General features: G+C 65.7%; 19 protein-coding genes. 2 read left to right on the top strand and 17 right to left on the bottom strand.

The features are described 5' to 3' along the window. From AC5P8C_RS12285 to AC5P8C_RS12255, 7 genes are read right to left on the bottom strand one after another with little or no spacing between them, the layout of a single operon-like run. Positions 1-2,319 (bottom strand): hypothetical protein, encoded by a 2,319-nt coding sequence (locus tag AC5P8C_RS12285; RefSeq protein WP_495218843.1) that lies wholly within the window; start codon positions 2,317-2,319, stop codon positions 1-3. Positions 2,320-2,328: 9 nt separating this feature from the next. Continuing rightward, a complete protein-coding gene (locus tag AC5P8C_RS12280) occupies positions 2,329-3,363 on the bottom strand; it encodes a hypothetical protein (RefSeq protein WP_495218842.1) in 1,035 nt (344 codons plus the stop codon). Beyond that, a complete protein-coding gene (gene lysC, locus AC5P8C_RS12275) occupies positions 3,360-3,635 on the bottom strand; it encodes an Rz1-like lysis system protein LysC (RefSeq protein WP_495218840.1) in 276 nt (91 codons plus the stop codon). Before lysC ends, AC5P8C_RS12280 begins: the two co-directional genes overlap by 4 nt. Continuing rightward, a complete protein-coding gene (locus AC5P8C_RS12270; RefSeq protein ID WP_495218839.1) occupies positions 3,611-4,045 on the bottom strand; it encodes a hypothetical protein in 435 nt (144 codons plus the stop codon). Before AC5P8C_RS12270 ends, lysC begins: the two co-directional genes overlap by 25 nt. Next, positions 4,032-4,256, bottom strand: a complete 225-nt coding sequence (locus AC5P8C_RS12265) for a DUF7940 domain-containing protein (RefSeq protein ID WP_134730544.1) — start codon at positions 4,254-4,256, stop codon at positions 4,032-4,034. Before AC5P8C_RS12265 ends, AC5P8C_RS12270 begins: the two co-directional genes overlap by 14 nt. Continuing rightward, positions 4,253-4,564 (bottom strand): hypothetical protein, encoded by a 312-nt coding sequence (locus tag AC5P8C_RS12260; RefSeq protein WP_483008118.1) that lies wholly within the window; start codon positions 4,562-4,564, stop codon positions 4,253-4,255. Before AC5P8C_RS12260 ends, AC5P8C_RS12265 begins: the two co-directional genes overlap by 4 nt. A 2-nt stretch (positions 4,565-4,566) precedes the next feature. Then, positions 4,567-5,058, bottom strand: a complete 492-nt coding sequence (locus AC5P8C_RS12255) for a glycoside hydrolase family 24 protein (RefSeq protein ID WP_495218838.1) — start codon at positions 5,056-5,058, stop codon at positions 4,567-4,569. A gap of 120 nt (positions 5,059-5,178) precedes the next feature. Between AC5P8C_RS12255 and AC5P8C_RS12250 the strand changes: the two genes are divergently transcribed. Together AC5P8C_RS12250 and AC5P8C_RS12245 are read left to right on the top strand one after the other, a co-directional pair. After that, entirely contained in the window at positions 5,179-5,643 is a 465-nt protein-coding gene (locus tag AC5P8C_RS12250; RefSeq protein ID WP_495218837.1) for a hypothetical protein, read from the top strand. 493 nt (positions 5,644-6,136) lie between these two features. Then, a complete protein-coding gene (locus AC5P8C_RS12245; protein WP_495218836.1) occupies positions 6,137-6,349 on the top strand; it encodes a hypothetical protein in 213 nt (70 codons plus the stop codon). On the opposite strand, the gene AC5P8C_RS12240 is transcribed toward AC5P8C_RS12245, so the two are convergent. The 10 genes from AC5P8C_RS12240 to AC5P8C_RS12195 form a co-directional block, all read right to left on the bottom strand. Next, positions 6,287-8,392, bottom strand: coding sequence for a hypothetical protein (locus AC5P8C_RS12240; RefSeq protein ID WP_495218835.1), 2,106 nt, complete (start codon positions 8,390-8,392; stop codon positions 6,287-6,289). The two genes, AC5P8C_RS12245 and AC5P8C_RS12240, sit on opposite strands and share 63 nt — an antisense overlap. Then, positions 8,392-9,498 carry a hypothetical protein gene (locus AC5P8C_RS12235; RefSeq protein ID WP_495218834.1) on the bottom strand — a complete coding sequence of 369 codons (1,107 nt, stop codon included), beginning with the start codon at positions 9,496-9,498 and terminating at the stop codon, positions 8,392-8,394. Before AC5P8C_RS12235 ends, AC5P8C_RS12240 begins: the two co-directional genes overlap by 1 nt. 1 nt (position 9,499) lies before the next feature. Next, the gene (locus AC5P8C_RS12230; protein WP_495218833.1) at positions 9,500-10,129 is read right to left on the bottom strand and encodes a hypothetical protein; all 630 of its coding nucleotides are present in this window, start codon (positions 10,127-10,129) and stop codon (positions 9,500-9,502) included. A 23-nt stretch (positions 10,130-10,152) separates the two neighbouring features. Next, positions 10,153-10,590: a hypothetical protein gene (locus AC5P8C_RS12225; RefSeq protein WP_111097958.1), complete on the bottom strand. Its 438-nt coding sequence runs from the start codon at positions 10,588-10,590 to the stop codon at positions 10,153-10,155. Beyond that, positions 10,587-11,201, bottom strand: coding sequence for a hypothetical protein (locus tag AC5P8C_RS12220; RefSeq protein ID WP_111097957.1), 615 nt, complete (start codon positions 11,199-11,201; stop codon positions 10,587-10,589). The genes AC5P8C_RS12225 and AC5P8C_RS12220 overlap by 4 nt, the downstream gene beginning before the upstream one ends. Continuing rightward, the gene (locus tag AC5P8C_RS12215) at positions 11,201-11,710 is read right to left on the bottom strand and encodes a hypothetical protein (RefSeq protein WP_495218832.1); all 510 of its coding nucleotides are present in this window, start codon (positions 11,708-11,710) and stop codon (positions 11,201-11,203) included. The genes AC5P8C_RS12220 and AC5P8C_RS12215 overlap by 1 nt, the downstream gene beginning before the upstream one ends. A 37-nt stretch (positions 11,711-11,747) precedes the next feature. After that, positions 11,748-14,228, bottom strand: a complete 2,481-nt coding sequence (locus tag AC5P8C_RS12210) for a hypothetical protein (protein ID WP_495218831.1) — start codon at positions 14,226-14,228, stop codon at positions 11,748-11,750. Further along, entirely contained in the window at positions 14,228-15,640 is a 1,413-nt protein-coding gene (locus AC5P8C_RS12205) for a phage adaptor protein (protein WP_495218829.1), read from the bottom strand. The genes AC5P8C_RS12210 and AC5P8C_RS12205 overlap by 1 nt, the downstream gene beginning before the upstream one ends. A 69-nt stretch (positions 15,641-15,709) precedes the next feature. Next, positions 15,710-16,240, bottom strand: a complete 531-nt coding sequence (locus tag AC5P8C_RS12200) for a hypothetical protein (RefSeq protein WP_495218828.1) — start codon at positions 16,238-16,240, stop codon at positions 15,710-15,712. Then, the gene (locus AC5P8C_RS12195) at positions 16,240-16,551 is read right to left on the bottom strand and encodes a hypothetical protein (protein WP_281055519.1); all 312 of its coding nucleotides are present in this window, start codon (positions 16,549-16,551) and stop codon (positions 16,240-16,242) included. The genes AC5P8C_RS12200 and AC5P8C_RS12195 overlap by 1 nt, the downstream gene beginning before the upstream one ends. Positions 16,552-16,560: the final 9 nt, after the last annotated feature.

Genomic DNA, 16,560 nt, shown 5'->3' with positions numbered 1-16,560 from the left:
TTACTCCGTAACGGGGATTTCAAAGCGGATGGCGTAGTGGCGCACATGAGACGGGACATCAATTCCCCGCTGGCGCCACCAGCTCGCGCGGTCCGTCGTCACCATCAGATTGCCGCGGCGGGTAGGCCAGTAGGGAACGTCACTGAAAGCGTCGATCGCATATCGGAGCTTCTTGCCACCGCCGGTGGGTGCCGTCGCGAGGGTGATCCGCACAGTTCGCGGGCCTTGCAGAGCCACAGCAGCGATTACCGGTGGCGAGGCGTCATCGGTGTAGCTGAAGCCATGATTGAGCGTCGCCGGCACCCAATCGGCGTCGATGGCCAGAGCCGCACCAGGGCGATCCAGCATGGTGCCCTCGAACGTCACGTCGATGATGTTCCCCGAACGCACTGCCGAAACAGGCTGGATAGGCTTCCACGCGCCCTTGTCGACAATCGACGCATACACGTCCGCATAGGTCTCGCCCAGCATCAGCCGCCCTTCCGGTCCGGTGTGCACCGTGCTGGGACCCGTCGATTCATCCCCAAGCTTGAACTGGTACATGGGGCCAGCCAGGAAAGAGTCGGCGCGCGAATTCGCAACATCCCACTGCCCTTGGCTGGCGTAGTTCTCGCTCGCACTGGCCTTGCTCATGTTCGTCTGCCAGATTGCAACCCTCACATCGGCCGTCTGACCGGTTGCGGCCTTGAATCCGGGCAGAACAGTGTCGAACAGGTCATTGAGCTGGGTCGCGTAGTTCTCCCTGCCGGATGGCCCTGCCTCGCCTTGGATCCACTGCATCACATCCAGCTCAGCGGTCCGGCCATAGGTTGCCGCCAGAGCGACGGAACGCTGCAGGAAGGTCACAGCATTCTCGTAGTTCCAGAATCCGCTGATGGCGTTCGGATAGAAGCTGGTGATCGGCTGAGACCCATGCCATGCCGTCGCAGCGATGTAGCCGGGATCCTGCCGACCTGCCCATGCGTTGTACTGGGTGATGCCGTAGCTTGAACAGATCGCGGGCGTCTGTGCCAGGTCGAAATCCAGCGCCGCCACGAAGTCGGTCAGCGTCGCCGCAGACATATGCACGGTGCCCTGCTGGCTAGAGCCGTTGACGCCGGCAAAGCCCACGGTGGAATGCGGCCAAGGTGCATCGGACACGATCCGACCGGTGGATCCACCCAGGCCAGCGTTGGACTGGCCGTAGACGAACACCACCTTCATTCGCTGGCTCGACGGTGCAGCCATCATCAGCGTGGGCTGTGCCCCCGCAATCAGCTGACGCGCGTCGTAGGTGCGCGAGGCGCGGTCGGACACCGTCGCCGTGTTGTACGCGGCATTTGCATAGTGACGAACGTTGTAGACGTTGCTACCCCAGTCCCCGCGCAGTGATGGCGGCGCGCCGGCAATGTTCTCGCCGATGTAGGCGAGAGAGGCTGCGTCCGGCAGCACATAGGTGAGGCCGGTGCTTGGATCGAACCCGATACCCACTTTCCCATCCACCGACGATGCAACTACCCCGATCATCCGCGGGCCGTCTCGCGACGGGACGGTGTTGGTGCCAGGCACCACCACGTCTGCAACGTTTACGCCACCTTTCGAATTGAACCCGACCACACGGCCGTCGCGCGCTTGAATCGGGAACGAAAAACCGGTGATTCCATCGCGCTCCAGGTTTCGCAGCGCCTCCCCTTGCTGGGCGACCGCGAGACCCCGTGCCGTTGCCGCTACCGGCGCCAACGCAGACTTATCCGCTTTCTGCGCAAGAATATCGGCGCGCAGCCACTGCCAGGCCGTGCCGGTCCACTTGTACTGCCCCGAGTTACTCACCGGCTGACCACTGACAGGATCCGTGTGGTTGCCGTTGTCGCTGGTGACGAACGCACCCTGCCCCGCGAAGGTGCCAGACGATGCTGCCAGCTCGGCCCAGGTAGCAGTGTAGATAGCGTCGCTGGACTGCGCCGCCTCCAAGTTGTCCACACGTACATTGGTTGCGGCGTTGGTCGTGTCGATCTTCGCATTGATCACCGCAACCGAGGCGTCCAGTACCGCAGGCTGTACGGCGCTGGCGGCTAGGCTGCCCTGGGCGGCTGATGCGAAAGCATCTGTCGGTTCGAACGCCGCGCTACCAAGGCTCTCGGTCAGGTTTTCCAGCGCTCCCACCTTAAAGTCTATGGAATCGACGTCATCGGACTCATTTACTCCCAACTTGCGCTGCACAGCCTCGATGGCGTCGTTTGCGTCGCCGTGCTGATCTGAGTGCGTGCGCGCCTGCGCTTGACTGTCGTTCGGCCGCGGGTTCTCGAACTGGTCGATTTCGGCAGGAAATTTCGTAGTCATCGGGCTACCTCAGGAGATGCGAACGCAAAGGACGGAACCGTTGCGGTACATCGCACCGACCGCCACACCAGCGGTTGCGGCTGCGGCGTCATCAACGGCGTTGGGAAGGGTGGCCAGCGAAGCGATGGCCACGAAGTCGGTGGCGGCGCGCGTGGCGGCAGTGCCAAGGCCGAGGGCGTCGGCGATGTCCGTCGCGGTCACGTCGCCCTGCAGGCCCACCACGGAACGGGTGGCATCCACGTCCGCTGCGTCCAGCGAGACGGTGCCGGTCTGACCGTTCACGGATTGCACCAGGTCGGGCGGCGTCTGCAGCAGCGTCCAGTCGGCCATCGTGCCGGCGTTGCCGCCGTTCTGGATGTAGGTGCGGCTCTGGTCCGTGCGCACGGCGACATCGCCCTCCTGCGCATCCAGCGCCAGCTGCGCGGCCTGGCTGTTCACCACAAAGGTGGACGTGATCGCCAGCGCCGGCAGGTACTGCGTGGGGATCTTGCTGGCCGCATCCAGCGGTGCCAGGCCGTTGGCGGCACCCTTCTGTGCGGTGATGCGCGCATCGGCCCGTGCATCAGCACGCGCGGCGGTGAAGTACAGGTTGCTGCCACCCTCGGCCAGGTCGTCGGTGCTTGCTGCCGCGGTGGCGATGACACGGCCATATACGTCGCGGGTGATCTTCACCAGCGCCTGGCCGTCTTCGGTGTTGCCGACTTCCTCCAGCCGCAGAACGGTATCCCCGTCCCGGCCGTTACCGTTGACGACGGTAATTCCACCACCGGCGCGGAACGTGCGCATGCGCCAATCGCCCGGTCCAGTCAGCGCCGGGTACCCGATCCCCGACAGTTTGGCGAACGCATCCAGGTCCTTCGGGACGTTGGTGACTTTTTCCCAATCAAGGCTGCTGTTGCCGCTGCCGCCGCCGAGTTGGGCCGGATCGATCAGTGTCTTGCCATCTGCCGCGTACAAGTTGACGCCCACGATCGCGCCCTTGGTGGCATCTGCGTTGATGTTCACCACACGGCCGAGATTGTCCTGGAGCTTTACCTTGCTCACGGCTGGGTCTTCCCCTCGCCCAAGCTGCGGATCTCGCCCATGCGGTTGTCGCAGTCCTGCAACGTCACCAGGTTGGCGTTATAGGCGGCCACCACGGCCTCAACCGTGCGGGACGTGGCGCGTTTGACCGGGCACGGCTTGGTCAGGCGGGCGTCGACCGGTACCTGCTTCTCGACAGGGACCAGCACCTTTTCCGGAATGGCCGGTCGCTGCGGCGCGCTGGCACACCCGGCCAGCACCAGCAGGATCAAAGCAGCGGGATGGAATCGCACAGGGTCTGCTCCAGTTGTGCCCGGCACGCGGGCTGGGTCTTGGCGGCCTGCAGGGCCTTCTCGGCGGCAGTGGCACGGCGCTGGCCCTCAGCCGCTGCGGCTTCAGCCCGACGGGCCGCGGCATCGGAAGCCTTGCGTGCTGCCTCGGCCGCATCGATGGATGCCTGGGTCTGTCGGTTCACCTCCTGCAGCAGCTCGCCGGCGGCGTTGGCCGCGCGCAGGTTCTCTGCAGCCTCGGCGCGCGCGCCTTCCAGCTGTCGCTGCACGGCCTCGATCTGTTCCTGGTCCTGTGCAGCCTGACGATCCTCGCCACGCTGGCAGCCGGCCACGAACAGGCCGCCGGCAAGCAGCGCCGCAAGGCCCCAGCGCATCAGGTCCGCATACGGCCGGATCGGGTCAGGGATTTGCATCGGAACGCCTCCGGGCCTTCAGCACACGGGCCACCACGCCGACCGCGCCAAGCACACGGATCGACCACTTCGCCGGCTCGGGCAGCTCGTCCATCCAGCCCATGGCGGCGATCGCGTCGTACATGTCCGGGAACAGGCACACCAGGCCGAACACCCATACCGAGGCCAGCTTCCAAGCGCGGCGCCACCCGTCGATCAGCTCGACCTTCATTTCAGCCCCCTGAGCTGCTTCAGCTCCTTGATGTCGGCCTTGTTCTGCTCGACCTGCACGGCCTGCTTGGCCAGTTCGAGCTTCAGCGCCGGCACGTCGGCCAGCTGCGTGTTGAAGGTCTGCAGCTGCTGCTGCACGGTGGCCATCTGCTGGTTCGTGACCTGCTGCTGGGTCAGCACCGCCTGCATGGAGCTGATCAGCCAGTAACCGCCAGCAACGATGAATCCGGCGAAAGCGGTCACGAACCACTTTTCCACCGGGCCTAGGGAAACGCGGGTGCGGCCGTCCTGGCTCGGCTGGGCTTCCATGCTCATACGCCCCCACCCAGAGTGCCGCCGGCGTTCTTGTAGATCTGCCGCAGCTTCTCCAGGCTCTGCTCGTGCTGGCCGTAGTTGGCGCCCGGCAGGCTGGCCCACTCCTTGGCGCAGAGGGACACGGCACGGTCGAACTGGCCGGCCTTCACCGCGTCGAGCGCACGGCGGCCGCGGATCAGCTCGATGCAGCCCTTGTCTTGGCTCAGCGGGCCGAAATCGGGCAGCTTCAGCCTCGCCTGCAAGGTGGCCCAGGTCCGCTTCAGGAACTGGTACCGGCCGGCAGCGGTGGAGCTGAGCGTGGAATTCAGCCGTACCAGCCGTTCGGGGTGCTTGCTGAGGTCGGAGAACACGCCGCCGCCTACCAGGACGTCGTAGCCGTGCTGCTTGGTCGGCTGCCGGCCGTTGTCGGTCCCCTCGGACCAGGCCAGCATGTCCAGGAACGCCACGACGTTCTGCCCGCCCGCCTCCTGTGCTGTGATTCGTGCCACTGTCGGCCCCCTTGGAAGTGATGGGCCTACGGTGCCTTCAGGGGGTACCGGTTCAATGGGCGCTAGACGCGCGGTCCTACGCGCGGGCTAGAATCCGGGCTCCAACCAAGGAGACGGTTAGTGGCTATCAAGGCAAGCGTTTTCGAAATCAGGAAGGACTACGACCTTCCGCTTGGTTCATTGATACAGCAGGGCACTGATTGGTACATGCGGATTCAGCTCGAAGAGAATGGGCGGACTGCGGAACTCGCTTTGTGCCTGACCGGTGCGGATATGGGCACATGGAAGTACTTGGACCAGCCGACGAACTGCGTGACCTTAAAAGCTGGGACAAAGCTCGATCTCCGTGTCGAAGGGCCCATTGAGGGGCCGAACCATCCCCCAATAGGCTCGTTGGTCTGGTCGGTGGACGGTGTGTCCCAGGCGATTTGTGTGCCGCACAACTTTTTCGTAACGATGGATGGCAAGCAGTCCAAGCTGTTTTCTGGGCACCGCAGCTACTTCTCACGCAACTGGGGCATCTGGTTGATCAGCGAGGACGGAAAGGACGTTTGCAACGAACCGTTGGTGGCTGTGAGCGCGTAACGGTCTGGCCCGGGCAACCGGGCCCTCCTTTTGGCGCAGGAGCCGGCCGGGGCTGGTGGTACCATCCGCCTGCCCGGGATGGCCGGGTCATGGAGGACCTATGAGAATTTCCACGCTCGCTCTAATTGCCTGGGCAAGCACTGCGGTTCCTATGAGCGCTAGTGCGGACCAGTTGGAAGATCGCTTCCAAGCGTTCGCCCGAATCACCTATGCGTGCAAGGCGCAGTATTTGAGTGACTCTGGACTTGCTGCCAGCCTCATCCGAGCCAATGTCGGATCTCTCTCATCACATTGTGAATGCGTAGCTTTGACCGCTACGGCAAGCCTAGCCGACGCTGAGATTCAGGTGGTACTGAATGGCACCGATCCTCAAAAGTCTCTCGAAATATTGAGAAACAACACCGCGGCCTGCGTCCGGATGGGCAAATAGGCGTTCCAGAGAGGCGGCCCGCCGTTTGGCGGGCTACCATCGCTGCAGTGATAGGGAATGACTATGAGCGAAGACCGATTCAAGGGAACCGGTGAGTTCCACCCGGAAAAGGCCTGGAGCGAGATCCAGCGCAAGGACTGGGAGCGCAAGCATGAAGCTGGCGGCCGTGGTGGCGGCCGCGTTGCCATCTACCTTGTAGCGGGGATGATTCTTCTACTCGGCGGCCTGGCCGTTTTCTTCTTCCGCGTTCCTCAGCTGCTCAGCAATCTGCTGTAGCTCCGGATCGTTGGTGTTGGCTGCAATGTTTCGCAGCGACGCCAGGCTGCCAGCAACTGACCCGATCGGAGCAGTGGTAGCCCTGGCCAGCCACTTCACGAATCGCGGATTCACCATCGCCCGGGCGACAACGTTCGCCCCCGCGCCACTTCCAAGCAGGCTCGCAGTGGACACGCCACTCACGTCCATCAGGGACGCGACCAGCGCAGCGCCGTAGGTGTATGCAGCAGCGCGGTTTGCGCTGCCACTGGGGTTGGCGAAAACCTGCGATCCGCTCTTGATGTTGTCGGCCACCCGGGCGATCTGGTCCATATCCTTGGCGAAGCCCGGGCCATAGTGGCCGAACAGTTCGCGCCTCGCCTCGTCGGACAACCTGCTCCAGTTGGTCATGAAAGTGCCTGGGCTGAACTGCTCGGCCGGCAGCCCAGCCTGGCCGGGCGTCGGACGGCCCATTCGGTTCAGCACAGCGGCCGTCAGGGACTTTTTCCCATCATCCGGCAAAGCCTCCATCACGCGCTTCAGCGTGGTTCCGCCTTCGCCAGCACCGGCCATCACGGCGTTGTAGACCTTCTCCGGGCCGCCAGCCTTGTTCACCACGCGCTCCAGCTGCTTCAACTGTTCCTGCGTTGACTTGAAGTAGGCGTTCGCGCGCGCCAGCGCCTCGGGTGCCTTGCCGCCCTGAGCCTGCACAGCCGCCTCGATGTCGTCACCCATGGCGCGGTACACGCCGCGCAGCTGCGAAGTAGCTCGGTCAGGGGTCAGTGTGAAGTCGAACAGGCCGTTGCCCAGGTTTGACCGAAGATCCTTGAAGGTCTGGTAGGGCAACGCGGTTCCCCCCTCACCCAGGTCCGACGCGATGTTGCGCGCCAGCTGCGTGACTTCGTCAGGAATCATCGACGCGGCGGAGGCCGGCGCGCCGGGATCGACTGCGGTCAGCCGTGCCAGCTCGGCATTGGTCCGATCCAGGCGTACTGGGGTATCCGACGGCACCAGCTGGTCCACGGCGTCATACAGCGCCCGGCGGCGTGCGGTGACGTCGCCCTTGAAGGCCGCGACGCCCTTTTCGATGGCGGTGCCGGCGTTTTGCCGGGTGGGATCTGCCGCCAGTGCGCGCGATCGCTCCCCGAGGTTCCTGGCGATATCGTCGCCCTGCCCCTCGGCGAAACGGCGCATCACCCCCGAGCTGGTCGGCGCGCCCGCCAGCAGGTTTTCCACACCCTGCAGATTGGTGTTGCCCGATGCCTGGCCGACGGAGGGTGTCGTCCCCAGCGCTTCGAAGTCGGCGATGGTGTTCCGCATAGCCTCGCCAGAACGGCCACGCACTGCACCTCGCACAGCTGCGGCGCCGCCCTGCATGAGAGCCGCCGGGCCGATGCCGCCGGCGAGCGCGGCCGCCAACTGGCCAAAAGGACCTGCGCCGCTCTCTCGGGCCAGCCCGGCCGCACCAGAACTGCCTATCGTGCTGATCGCCTGCAGCACTGGCTGAGCAGTGAGGAATTCTCCAGCGCGCCTGGCAAGACCAGGTACTGCCGTGGTCGCCGGTGCAGCTGAAGTCAGGGTGGGTGCCACCGCACGCCCTGCATTGAGGGCTGCACCGCCGCCAAGCGTCAGTGCGGTACCAGTCAGCGCCTCGCCGACATCGCCCAGCACGCGGTCGCCGGCGGTCTGTGCCTGCGGTAGACCCAGAACATCGGCCAGGCGAGCCGCGTTGTCGCGGAAGCTGGCCACGGGGCGGCCGGTGATCTTCGTCTCCAGTGCGCCCAGGGCGTCACCACCCAGGGCGCCGAGCAGGCTGCCGCCGCCCTGCAGGATTGAGCGTAGGCCGAAGGCAGCATCACGCCCTATGCCGTACTCCCAGCCATCGGGTGCCACGGCCTGCACCGGAGGCAGATCGGTGATTGGCGGCTTGGCAGGCGCAGTCGGAGCCCCTTGCTCCGCGTCGCGCTGTGTCTTGTAGGCCTGCGCCAACCGGCGCGCGTCTTCAGTGTTGCCGGCAGCGTCAGCCGCACGCAGGGCCTGTTCGATCTGTTCCAGAGTGGCCATCAGCGGATCCCGTACTTGCCGAGGAGGTCATCCACACCGCCTGCACCAGGAGCCGGTGCCGCACCGGGTTGTGATGCGGCTCCACGCATGAGGGCGCGGTAGATCAGGTCGGCATTGACGCTGGCCGGCTTGGTAGAGCTGAAAACCGAGCGCTCCGCAGCCTTGAAGTCGGCATCGGTGACCGGGCCAGATGGGTTGTTGATACGTGCCTGTCTGCCGGCTGCCGAGCTGGTGTACGCGTCAAGGTCGCTGTTGGCCAAGATGTTGGCACCAGGCAAGCGCCCGATCAGCGGGCCGGCAGTGAGCCGCCCACCCTTAGCCACTGCGTCACGGATATCCTTCGGACTCATCTGCCGGATCTGCTCAGGAGTCTTGCCGAGGTACGCCGCAGCGAAATCGTAGGCATCGTCGGCCAGGGCCTTACCGGCAAACGCTTGCTTCAGCTCGTCGCTGCTCATCTTCTGGCCGGCGCTGCCAGTTGCACCGCCGGCGGCAGTTCCGCCTGGGTTCCAGCGGCCATCCCTCTGCAGGCCAAACTGCTCCTGCGCGATCGCCAGCCGTTGCCGCGTTGAGTCGGCAGTGGCGTAGGAACTCGCCGCGCTTGCGTCGGAGGCGCGCGCGCGAGCGGCGTCTGCCGCGATGCTTGCCCGCCCCTGGTCCGTCGTGCTGACGCCACCGCCGCCGGGCAGCAATCGGTTGTTGATCAGGTTCTGCCCCTGGATGGCGGCCAGCTCGACGGGGCCGTTCGCTACGCCCATCAGGTAGGCGTTGCCGCCGCCGAAGTCGCCGGCGAGCGATCGCGCCACCGCGCCTTGGCGGAAGTCCTGCTCCTGCAAGTCGCCGCGGTATCCGCTGATCTGCGTCGGGTTGAAGCCGGCCCGGAGTGCATTGGAAAGCACGCTGGCCTGCTCAGGCGCATACCCGGCATCTGCAAGGCTGGCCTGGAACTGGTCGCGCGCCATCGCTTCGTCGCGCTTGATCTGTGCACCGGCCAGCAACGTGGCCAGCTGTGCGGCACGCGTCTGGCCGGCCTGATATGCCCGCTCCTGCCCCGCGCCACCGCCTGCAAATGCCTGGCCCAGAGAGGCCCATCCATTCGTCGCCATCTCAGCGCCTCCAAAGGTTCGGATTCTGGTACCAGGTGCCGGCCTGGTTGCCGAAGTTGGCCGTAGCGCCAGCATTGGTCTTGGGCGCAGAACCACCACGCGCGGCCATGCCGCTTCCGATGCCCTGCGCGATCTGGCCTGCGGCGGTCAGCCACGGGTCGGGGCGAATTGCCTGCAGCCGGAGCTGTGCCAGGAAGTCATCGCTGGCCGCCTCGCGCCCAATCAGGCCCAGCTGCGATGCGAGATTCCCGCTCTGTAGCGCCTCGCGCCTGCGCTGCTGCTGTGGCGCGTCGATTCGGGCCATCAGGCCGGCTGCGCGCTGGCCGTAATCGCTGATCCCCAGCGCGGCATCATTGGCCGAAGTTCGATATGCGTCGCTGACCGCACCCGCCTGATTCAGCCCCCGGCTCGCCGCCATCTGGGCGGCCTGCGACTGGTCCATCAGGCTGCGGGTGACGTTGGCCCGCTCGGCGCTGCCGTCGTCGGTTGCGCGCTTGGTCAGCAGCTGGTTCACCGCATAATCGGCCCGCTCCTGGTTGGCCGCCTGCTGGTAGATCCGGTTCGCCGCCTGGTTGTCGGCCTTTTTGGCAGCCTGGTGCTGCGTGAACTGCTGCGTTGCGGCGCCGATCACCGCAATGGCCGTTGCGACCCACGTCATGGCTGTGCCTCCAATTCCAGCGGCTCGTCGTCGGGCATGATCACCAGCGCCTCGATCCGCTCCAGATCTGTTTCGTCCGTGAGGTGGACGGTTACCAGTTCGCTCGGCGCGTGCGCGTAGATGGCGCGCTTCATGCCAGGCGGCGAGTCGATGACGTGGAAGCCCTGCAGCTCCACCATGCCGTCGGCAGTGCGCAGGGTGACGTGGCCAGAGACAATCAGGGCGTGCCGGAAGCGGTGACGCTTCCCCACCACCAGCGCGCCGGCCGGCATCGACATACGGCGCAGATACTGGCCGGGGAGGAATGTGTGCTCCACCGGCATGTCTGCCTGCGGCAGCTGCGCGCACAGGTCCTGCAGCTGCACGATGTCAGCCAGCGAAGGCTGGCTCACCAGCCGTGCCATGGTACTGATCACGTCAGGCAGCGCGCTCATCGTGCACCGCCGTAGCCGAAGCCGGGCTGGTACAGCGTGTTGTAGACGTCGCGGAAGCCCCGGCGGTCCGCTGCCGCCTCGCGACTGCGGGTGTACACGTCAGCCAGGCCGCCGAAGATCTCGCCCAGCGAATCAGCCCGAAGTCGGCCCTGCGCGGCCTGCAGGTTACCTTGCAGCGCCTGCGCCGACTGCGTGGCGCCGCTGGTCAGGCTCATGCCGCCGGCGACCTGCGACAGCAGGTTCTGGCGTGAGGTCTCGTCCGATGCCTTCAGGTCGGCCAACGCTCCCTGCGCCAGGCGCTCGGCATCCAGCACGCCGCGCTGATAGTCCTCGCCCAGGCGGCGGTTGGCGTCCACGGCCGCAGATCCGCCGGCGAGACCGCTGCGGGCCATCGCGAACTTCAGGCTTCGGTCTGCCTGCTCCTTCTGCCGACCGAGCTCGCCGCCGTAGAAATCCCGAGTGGCGCCCAGGAAGTCGTCGTAACCGGCCTGCCGCGAGGGTGCGCTGTAGAGCCGGTTCACCTGGTCGGTGGCGCGATTGATGTTCGAGGTTCGCCACGCCTCGGTCTGTGCCGCGGCGTTGGCCGCCTTGCTTCCGCTACTGCCGCCCATCAGGCACCTCGCATACGTGAAAAGTGAGCGATGTCCTCGCCGTTGGCGCCCTGCCCGCTCCAGACACCGTCGTCCTGCATCCCCAGCGATCGTTCGAACCATTCGATGGCTGCCAAGCGGTCAGCCAGAGCGTTCACCTGCAGCCGCCGCGCTCCGGCTGCAAACAGCTGGTCGATCAGCCAGCGGCTGGCCTTCGTCATGGCGCGCCACTGCTCGGCCCAGCCCTGTTCCGTGCCAACCATCCACGATTGCCAGATGCCCGGGCCGACTGGCTCGAATCCACCAGCGGCAGCCGGTGTGCCATCGGCGCGCAGGACAGTGAGGGCATACGGTGAAGAGGTGGCCCAGGCATTCACCAGCGCGTGTGCGGTGGTGTCGGGGCTGTAGGCGGGGCCGCCCAAAACGGCCCGGAACTGGCGCTGCTCGTCGTGCCGAAGGATGTCGGCCAGCACCACCAAGTGGAGTGGCCGACAGGGCACAACATTGCGCGGGAGACGGGGGGAAATCATGCCGAAATGCTGACTTCCTACCCCCCTTGATCAATGGTCACGCCATCGGGCGGAAGTCCTGCACATAAAGGCCGAAGGCATTCCACTGCCACGCCTCGGTGCCGTCGTAGACCAGCCGCACCGCGAACGTTGGCGCCGCCATCGACATTGGCACCGGGCCACCGGTGAGCGTGTCCGGATCGACCTGGTATGCAGGGGTGAACGCCCCGCCATTGGTCTGGTCGAAACCGATCTGAATGCCGACCTTGCCCCGCCCGACCACCTCGAACCCGTACAGCATCTTCGTGACGCCCGCCGGGCCGAAGTCGAGCCACGGCCACTGGATGACGCCTTGGAACGGGGTGACCACGCCTGGGGAGAGCTCGTCCCCGATCGCACCGTCCACCATGCGATAGATGCGGTTGGCCGAACGCAGATAGAGTGCGTCGCCCTGGATGGCCCAGGTGTGCACCTCGAACGGGAAGACATACCGCGACCAGGCGCCCACCTGCCCGATCTGGGTCATGGTGTAGACGAACACCTCTGTCTGGCCGTCCTTCGCGAACATCAACCAGTACTGGCCAGCGGCCGGGAAGTACAGGCCGCGCGGCACCACCGAAGCCTGCGCCAGCCATGCCTGCACCAGCGGGTCGATCGGCATGCCTACGTCGCCGGCCTGGAAGTTGGTGCTGCTGGCGGCGATGCCCACGCTGCGCACGCCCTGGCTGGCCAGGAACAGCAGGTCGTTGCCCACGGCTGCGATGGCGCGGTGCTGGGTGCTACCCACCGGCAGCGCGTCGAGCAGCGACATGCTGGCCGGGTCTTCATCGATCTGCCACAGCTGGAATGCCTCGGCGTTGAAGACGGTCAGGTTGCCGCGATAAAGCCCCATCGCTGCCACTGGGTTCGCGCCGTAGTTCTGCAGGCCGGTGGGGAGGAACCCTGCATCGTTGGCGCTACTCCAGTCCTTCGGCGCCACGGTTGCGCTGTAGGGCACGGTGTCGCCATCGCCGGCGAAGACCTTCGAGGCACCGATCAGCACCACCTTGCTGTTCGGGCAGTTCGGGTCCTCCACGCGTCGGCTCACGGCTTGCCACGTCACGCTGCCATCCGCGACGGTACCACCCACGCTGGTCGGCCATGCTGGCTCACTGCCGCCGCTGACGTACAGCGGAGAGGCCGTCCAGGTCACGCGGGTGACCGCGACAGCTTCCCAGGTCACCCCGCCATCGACCACGCGCTTGCCCAAGATGTTTGGCCAGGCCGGTTCCGTGGCACCGGTATGAGCTACCACATCCTGCACGGCGCGATACACCAGGCCAGCAGGGAGACCGTTCACCGCTCCACTGACAGTGAGATTGTCGGCGTAGGTCAGGTGGTCATGGTCACCCACCGACCACAGCGCGACGACGGCCCTGGCATATGCCGCGCCGCTGGGCTTCTGCGAGACGGCAGTGGAGATCGCCGCATCGCTGCTGACAATGTTCCCCTGCGCGTAGGAGATCATCACGTCGTCCTTGTCGTACCACCGGACCTCCACCCAGCCGCGCGTTGCGCCGGCCTTGGCCGGTCCTTGCTCAATCAGGCAGTTCGCCGTGAGCGATGCTCCATCAGCGACCACAAAACGCGCCTTGTTCACCGCGGCGCCGTCGCTGATGCGCCCCGGCAGTTGCAGCTTGCCCGCAACGATCTGTGCACCGCCTTCCAGATCCCAGCCGGTGTTGCCGTCGGTGAAGTTGCCGTTGATCGGTGCCGTGTCCGTCGGACTGGGCAGGTTCACCGGCCGGATCAGGTCGCCCTTGGCTACCTGCTTGGCAGCAGTCCACTGCGGCACCGAGCCGCCGGCAGTGCCGCTGCCGGCATTCCCCAGCGGGTTCTCCAGTGGAACGTCCTCGTTCACGGTGCCGCCGGTAATGGCTGGCCACTGCGGCTCAGTGTCGCCGGAGCGCGCGTTCGCTCCGCTCACCGAGCTGACCGTGTACTTGAAGCCGTTGTTCGCCGTCGGCACTACGACGTTGCCCACCGTGCGCGCCGCGTAGGCCTCCCACGTGGCGTGGCCACCACCGGTGTCGACCAGCGAATAGGCCAGGCCGTTGGGGGCCGTCGGACTGACCAGTGCCCCCGGCAGGTAGGTGGTGTTGGCTGCCCACGGCTTCCCCTCTTCCAGCCAGTAGTGATAAGTCGACCCGTCGGAGAACTCGGCCACCACGTACAGGAACCCAAGGTATGGCAGCGAGTAGTGGATCTCCTTCAGCGTCGCCGCGCCGTTGCTCGGGTGCTTCAGCACCACCACCGAGTAGCCAGGGCCAGCCGGCATCACCTGGTCGGCATAGACCACGAACGCGCCCTTGAAAGAGGTCAACCCGATCGTCCCGGGCGGCAGGTCCAGCTGGATGCGCGCCGCCTGGCGCATGCGGATGGTCCGCGCAGCAGTAACGTAACCATTGAGCAGGTCGAACAGCGCATCCTCCGATGCGCCGCCCTTGTCGCGCAGGCGGGTGATGCCGGCCTTTACGGCAGTCAGGTAGGTGGCGCGCATCAGTAATCCTCCGGCCAGCCGCCAACGGGGATCGGGCGCCGCGCCGGCGGGATCTGCCGCGTGCCGGGGATGTAGCGTCGAGTGCCATGGGACCCGGCGATCAGCTGCCGCACGTAGGCCTGGGCCTGCTGCATGTAGTTGCCGGCGTCTGGCTGCTTGTAGTGCGCCTTTGCGTTCGCCAGCGCGTGCAGGAACACCGCGCGGCTGTTGACCGTCAGCAAGTCGTCGTCACCGGTGAGCCACTTCAGGCCCAGGTGACCGCGGATCTTGATCGTGTACGCACGGTCAGGCGCCGGGAAAATCTCTATGCAGTCGGTGATCCGGTAACAGGCGGGCTTGCTCAGCGAGGTGCTGGTGTACAGCACCGGGTCGATGCCCTCGATCAGCGGCGTCCACTGCACGTCGTCCTGAATCCCCGCCCACGTGATGCGCCGGAAGTCCAGGTACTGGTCCAGATCCAGCGGCACGTCGTACAGATTGGCACCGGGCACGCACTGGATGGTCCACCAGCGCTCGGTGCGCAGTTCCTTGTACTGCTGGTACAGCTGGTCCTGAGCGTCACGAATGAAGCTGTCGACCATCGCATCGAGGTCAAACGGCCGGCGCTGCGCCATCTCCTGCAGGCGGCTGTAGTAGGCCTCGGCATCCTTCTGGCCGTACTTCGCCTTCGCATCGGCGATCGCCTGCATTTCCACGGCCACGCCGTCGATCAGGGTCTTGTCGTCGCCTTCGACCAGCGGCGCCTTCCCGTCGCTGTAGCGATCCATGGCGTACCGCTGCAGCAGCGAGTCCTGCGCGGTGTTGATGATCTGGTCCACGTCTGCAGACTTGGCCACCGTGGTGATGTAGCCGCCCAGCTGGTCGTAATAGGCCTTCGCGTCCTGCTGGCCGTGGTGGGCCTTGCCGTTGGCCAGGGCCAGCAGGAAGACGGCCCAGGGGTCGAGCGTGGTCACGTCGGCGTCGTCATGGAACGGTGCCAGCGGCGTGCTGACGCTCAGCCGGTACTGGTGCTGCAGCGCAACCTGCGCTTCGGAAAGGAAGTTGGTCAGCAGCTCCTTGACGCCCGGCGCCCAGGCATCGGCCGTGGCCTGAGCAGAGAAGCCGAGCCGGCGCAGCAGGTCCAGCCGCAGCGATGCCATCGTGCGCGGTGCAGGCGTGCCCACATAGGTGAAGCCAAGCGCCGTCGATACCGTCTGCCGCAGCTGGTCGAACGTGCGCTGCACCTTCACCGGCTCGACCACGAAGCCAAGCCGGCGGATCACCTCCTGCCGTGCCTTCTTCAGGGACCATTCCACGCCCAGCGATGACAGGTTCACCTGGCCGGTGTCGTAGTTGATCGGCGCGTCATACCCCAGCGGGCTGTCGTAGACGTTGCCGCCATTGACAATGATCGGTGCGTTGTTGCCGCCCATATCGTTCTCCAGAAAGAAAAACGGCCGACCGAGTCGCCCCGGCCGGCCGCCAGCCCGCCGCCAGCGGACTTAAACGGTTTCGCTGCCCTGGTCGCCCAGCGCCGCGCTGATGGCGTCGATCACGCCCTTGCGGTTCTTGCCTGCCTTCTCGATCTCGGCCAGTTCCTGCAGCTCTTCATCGGTCAGGTTGTCCAGCGCTTCCTCGATCTCGGCGACGGTCTTGCCGGCGAGGGCTTCCAGCTCGGTCGGCTGGTCGTCTTCTTCCTCGTCGTCTTGGTCTGCCTGCTGGGCTTCGTCCTTGGCCGCAGCGATGCTGGATGCCACCGCCTTGGCGAAGTCACGTTCGTTGCGGTAGGCGTACTTCAGTGCCTCGGCACCTTCCGCAGTACGGCCGTACTTGTTCTGCAGGCCGGCGAACACTTCCGCCATATCGAAGTTTTCAACCCCGATGGCCTCGCGCTTCGATTCGCTGATGGATTCCGGCGGATACAGCTCTTCCACGATCGGCAGCTCGTAATCGAAGATCTGCACCGGAAGCTTGGTGGTTGCGTCGCGGTCGATGACCAGCGTCAGCAACAGCAGGGATACGGTCTTGGCCATTACTGCACGCCCTCCAAGGTGATTGGCGCCGTCGCGGCGGTGCCAGTGCGGATGAAGTCCGGCAGGTCGGCGATCTCGACCACCGGCGCCAGGTTGGCGGCCGCGCTCAGCACGGTGAACCAGCCCGAGCTGCCTGCGGCCGGGGTGCTGCCGTCGGCCGGCGCTTCATGGCCTTGCAGCAGAACTCCGGTGGTCACAGCAGTGTTGTCGCCCAGGTTGGCAAGGCCTTCGCGGCCCCAGCCGCCCAGCAGCGGGGTCTTGTTGAGCTTGACGATGGTGCCCCCGGTCGGGAGCGTCTTCACGTTCGGCATTTCGTTCTC

It is taken from the genome of Stenotrophomonas sp. YJH_SMC_46, assembly GCF_059370315.1.
Note: the sequence above shows the minus strand (reverse complement) of the source record. Positions and strands in the feature narration are given on the sequence as shown.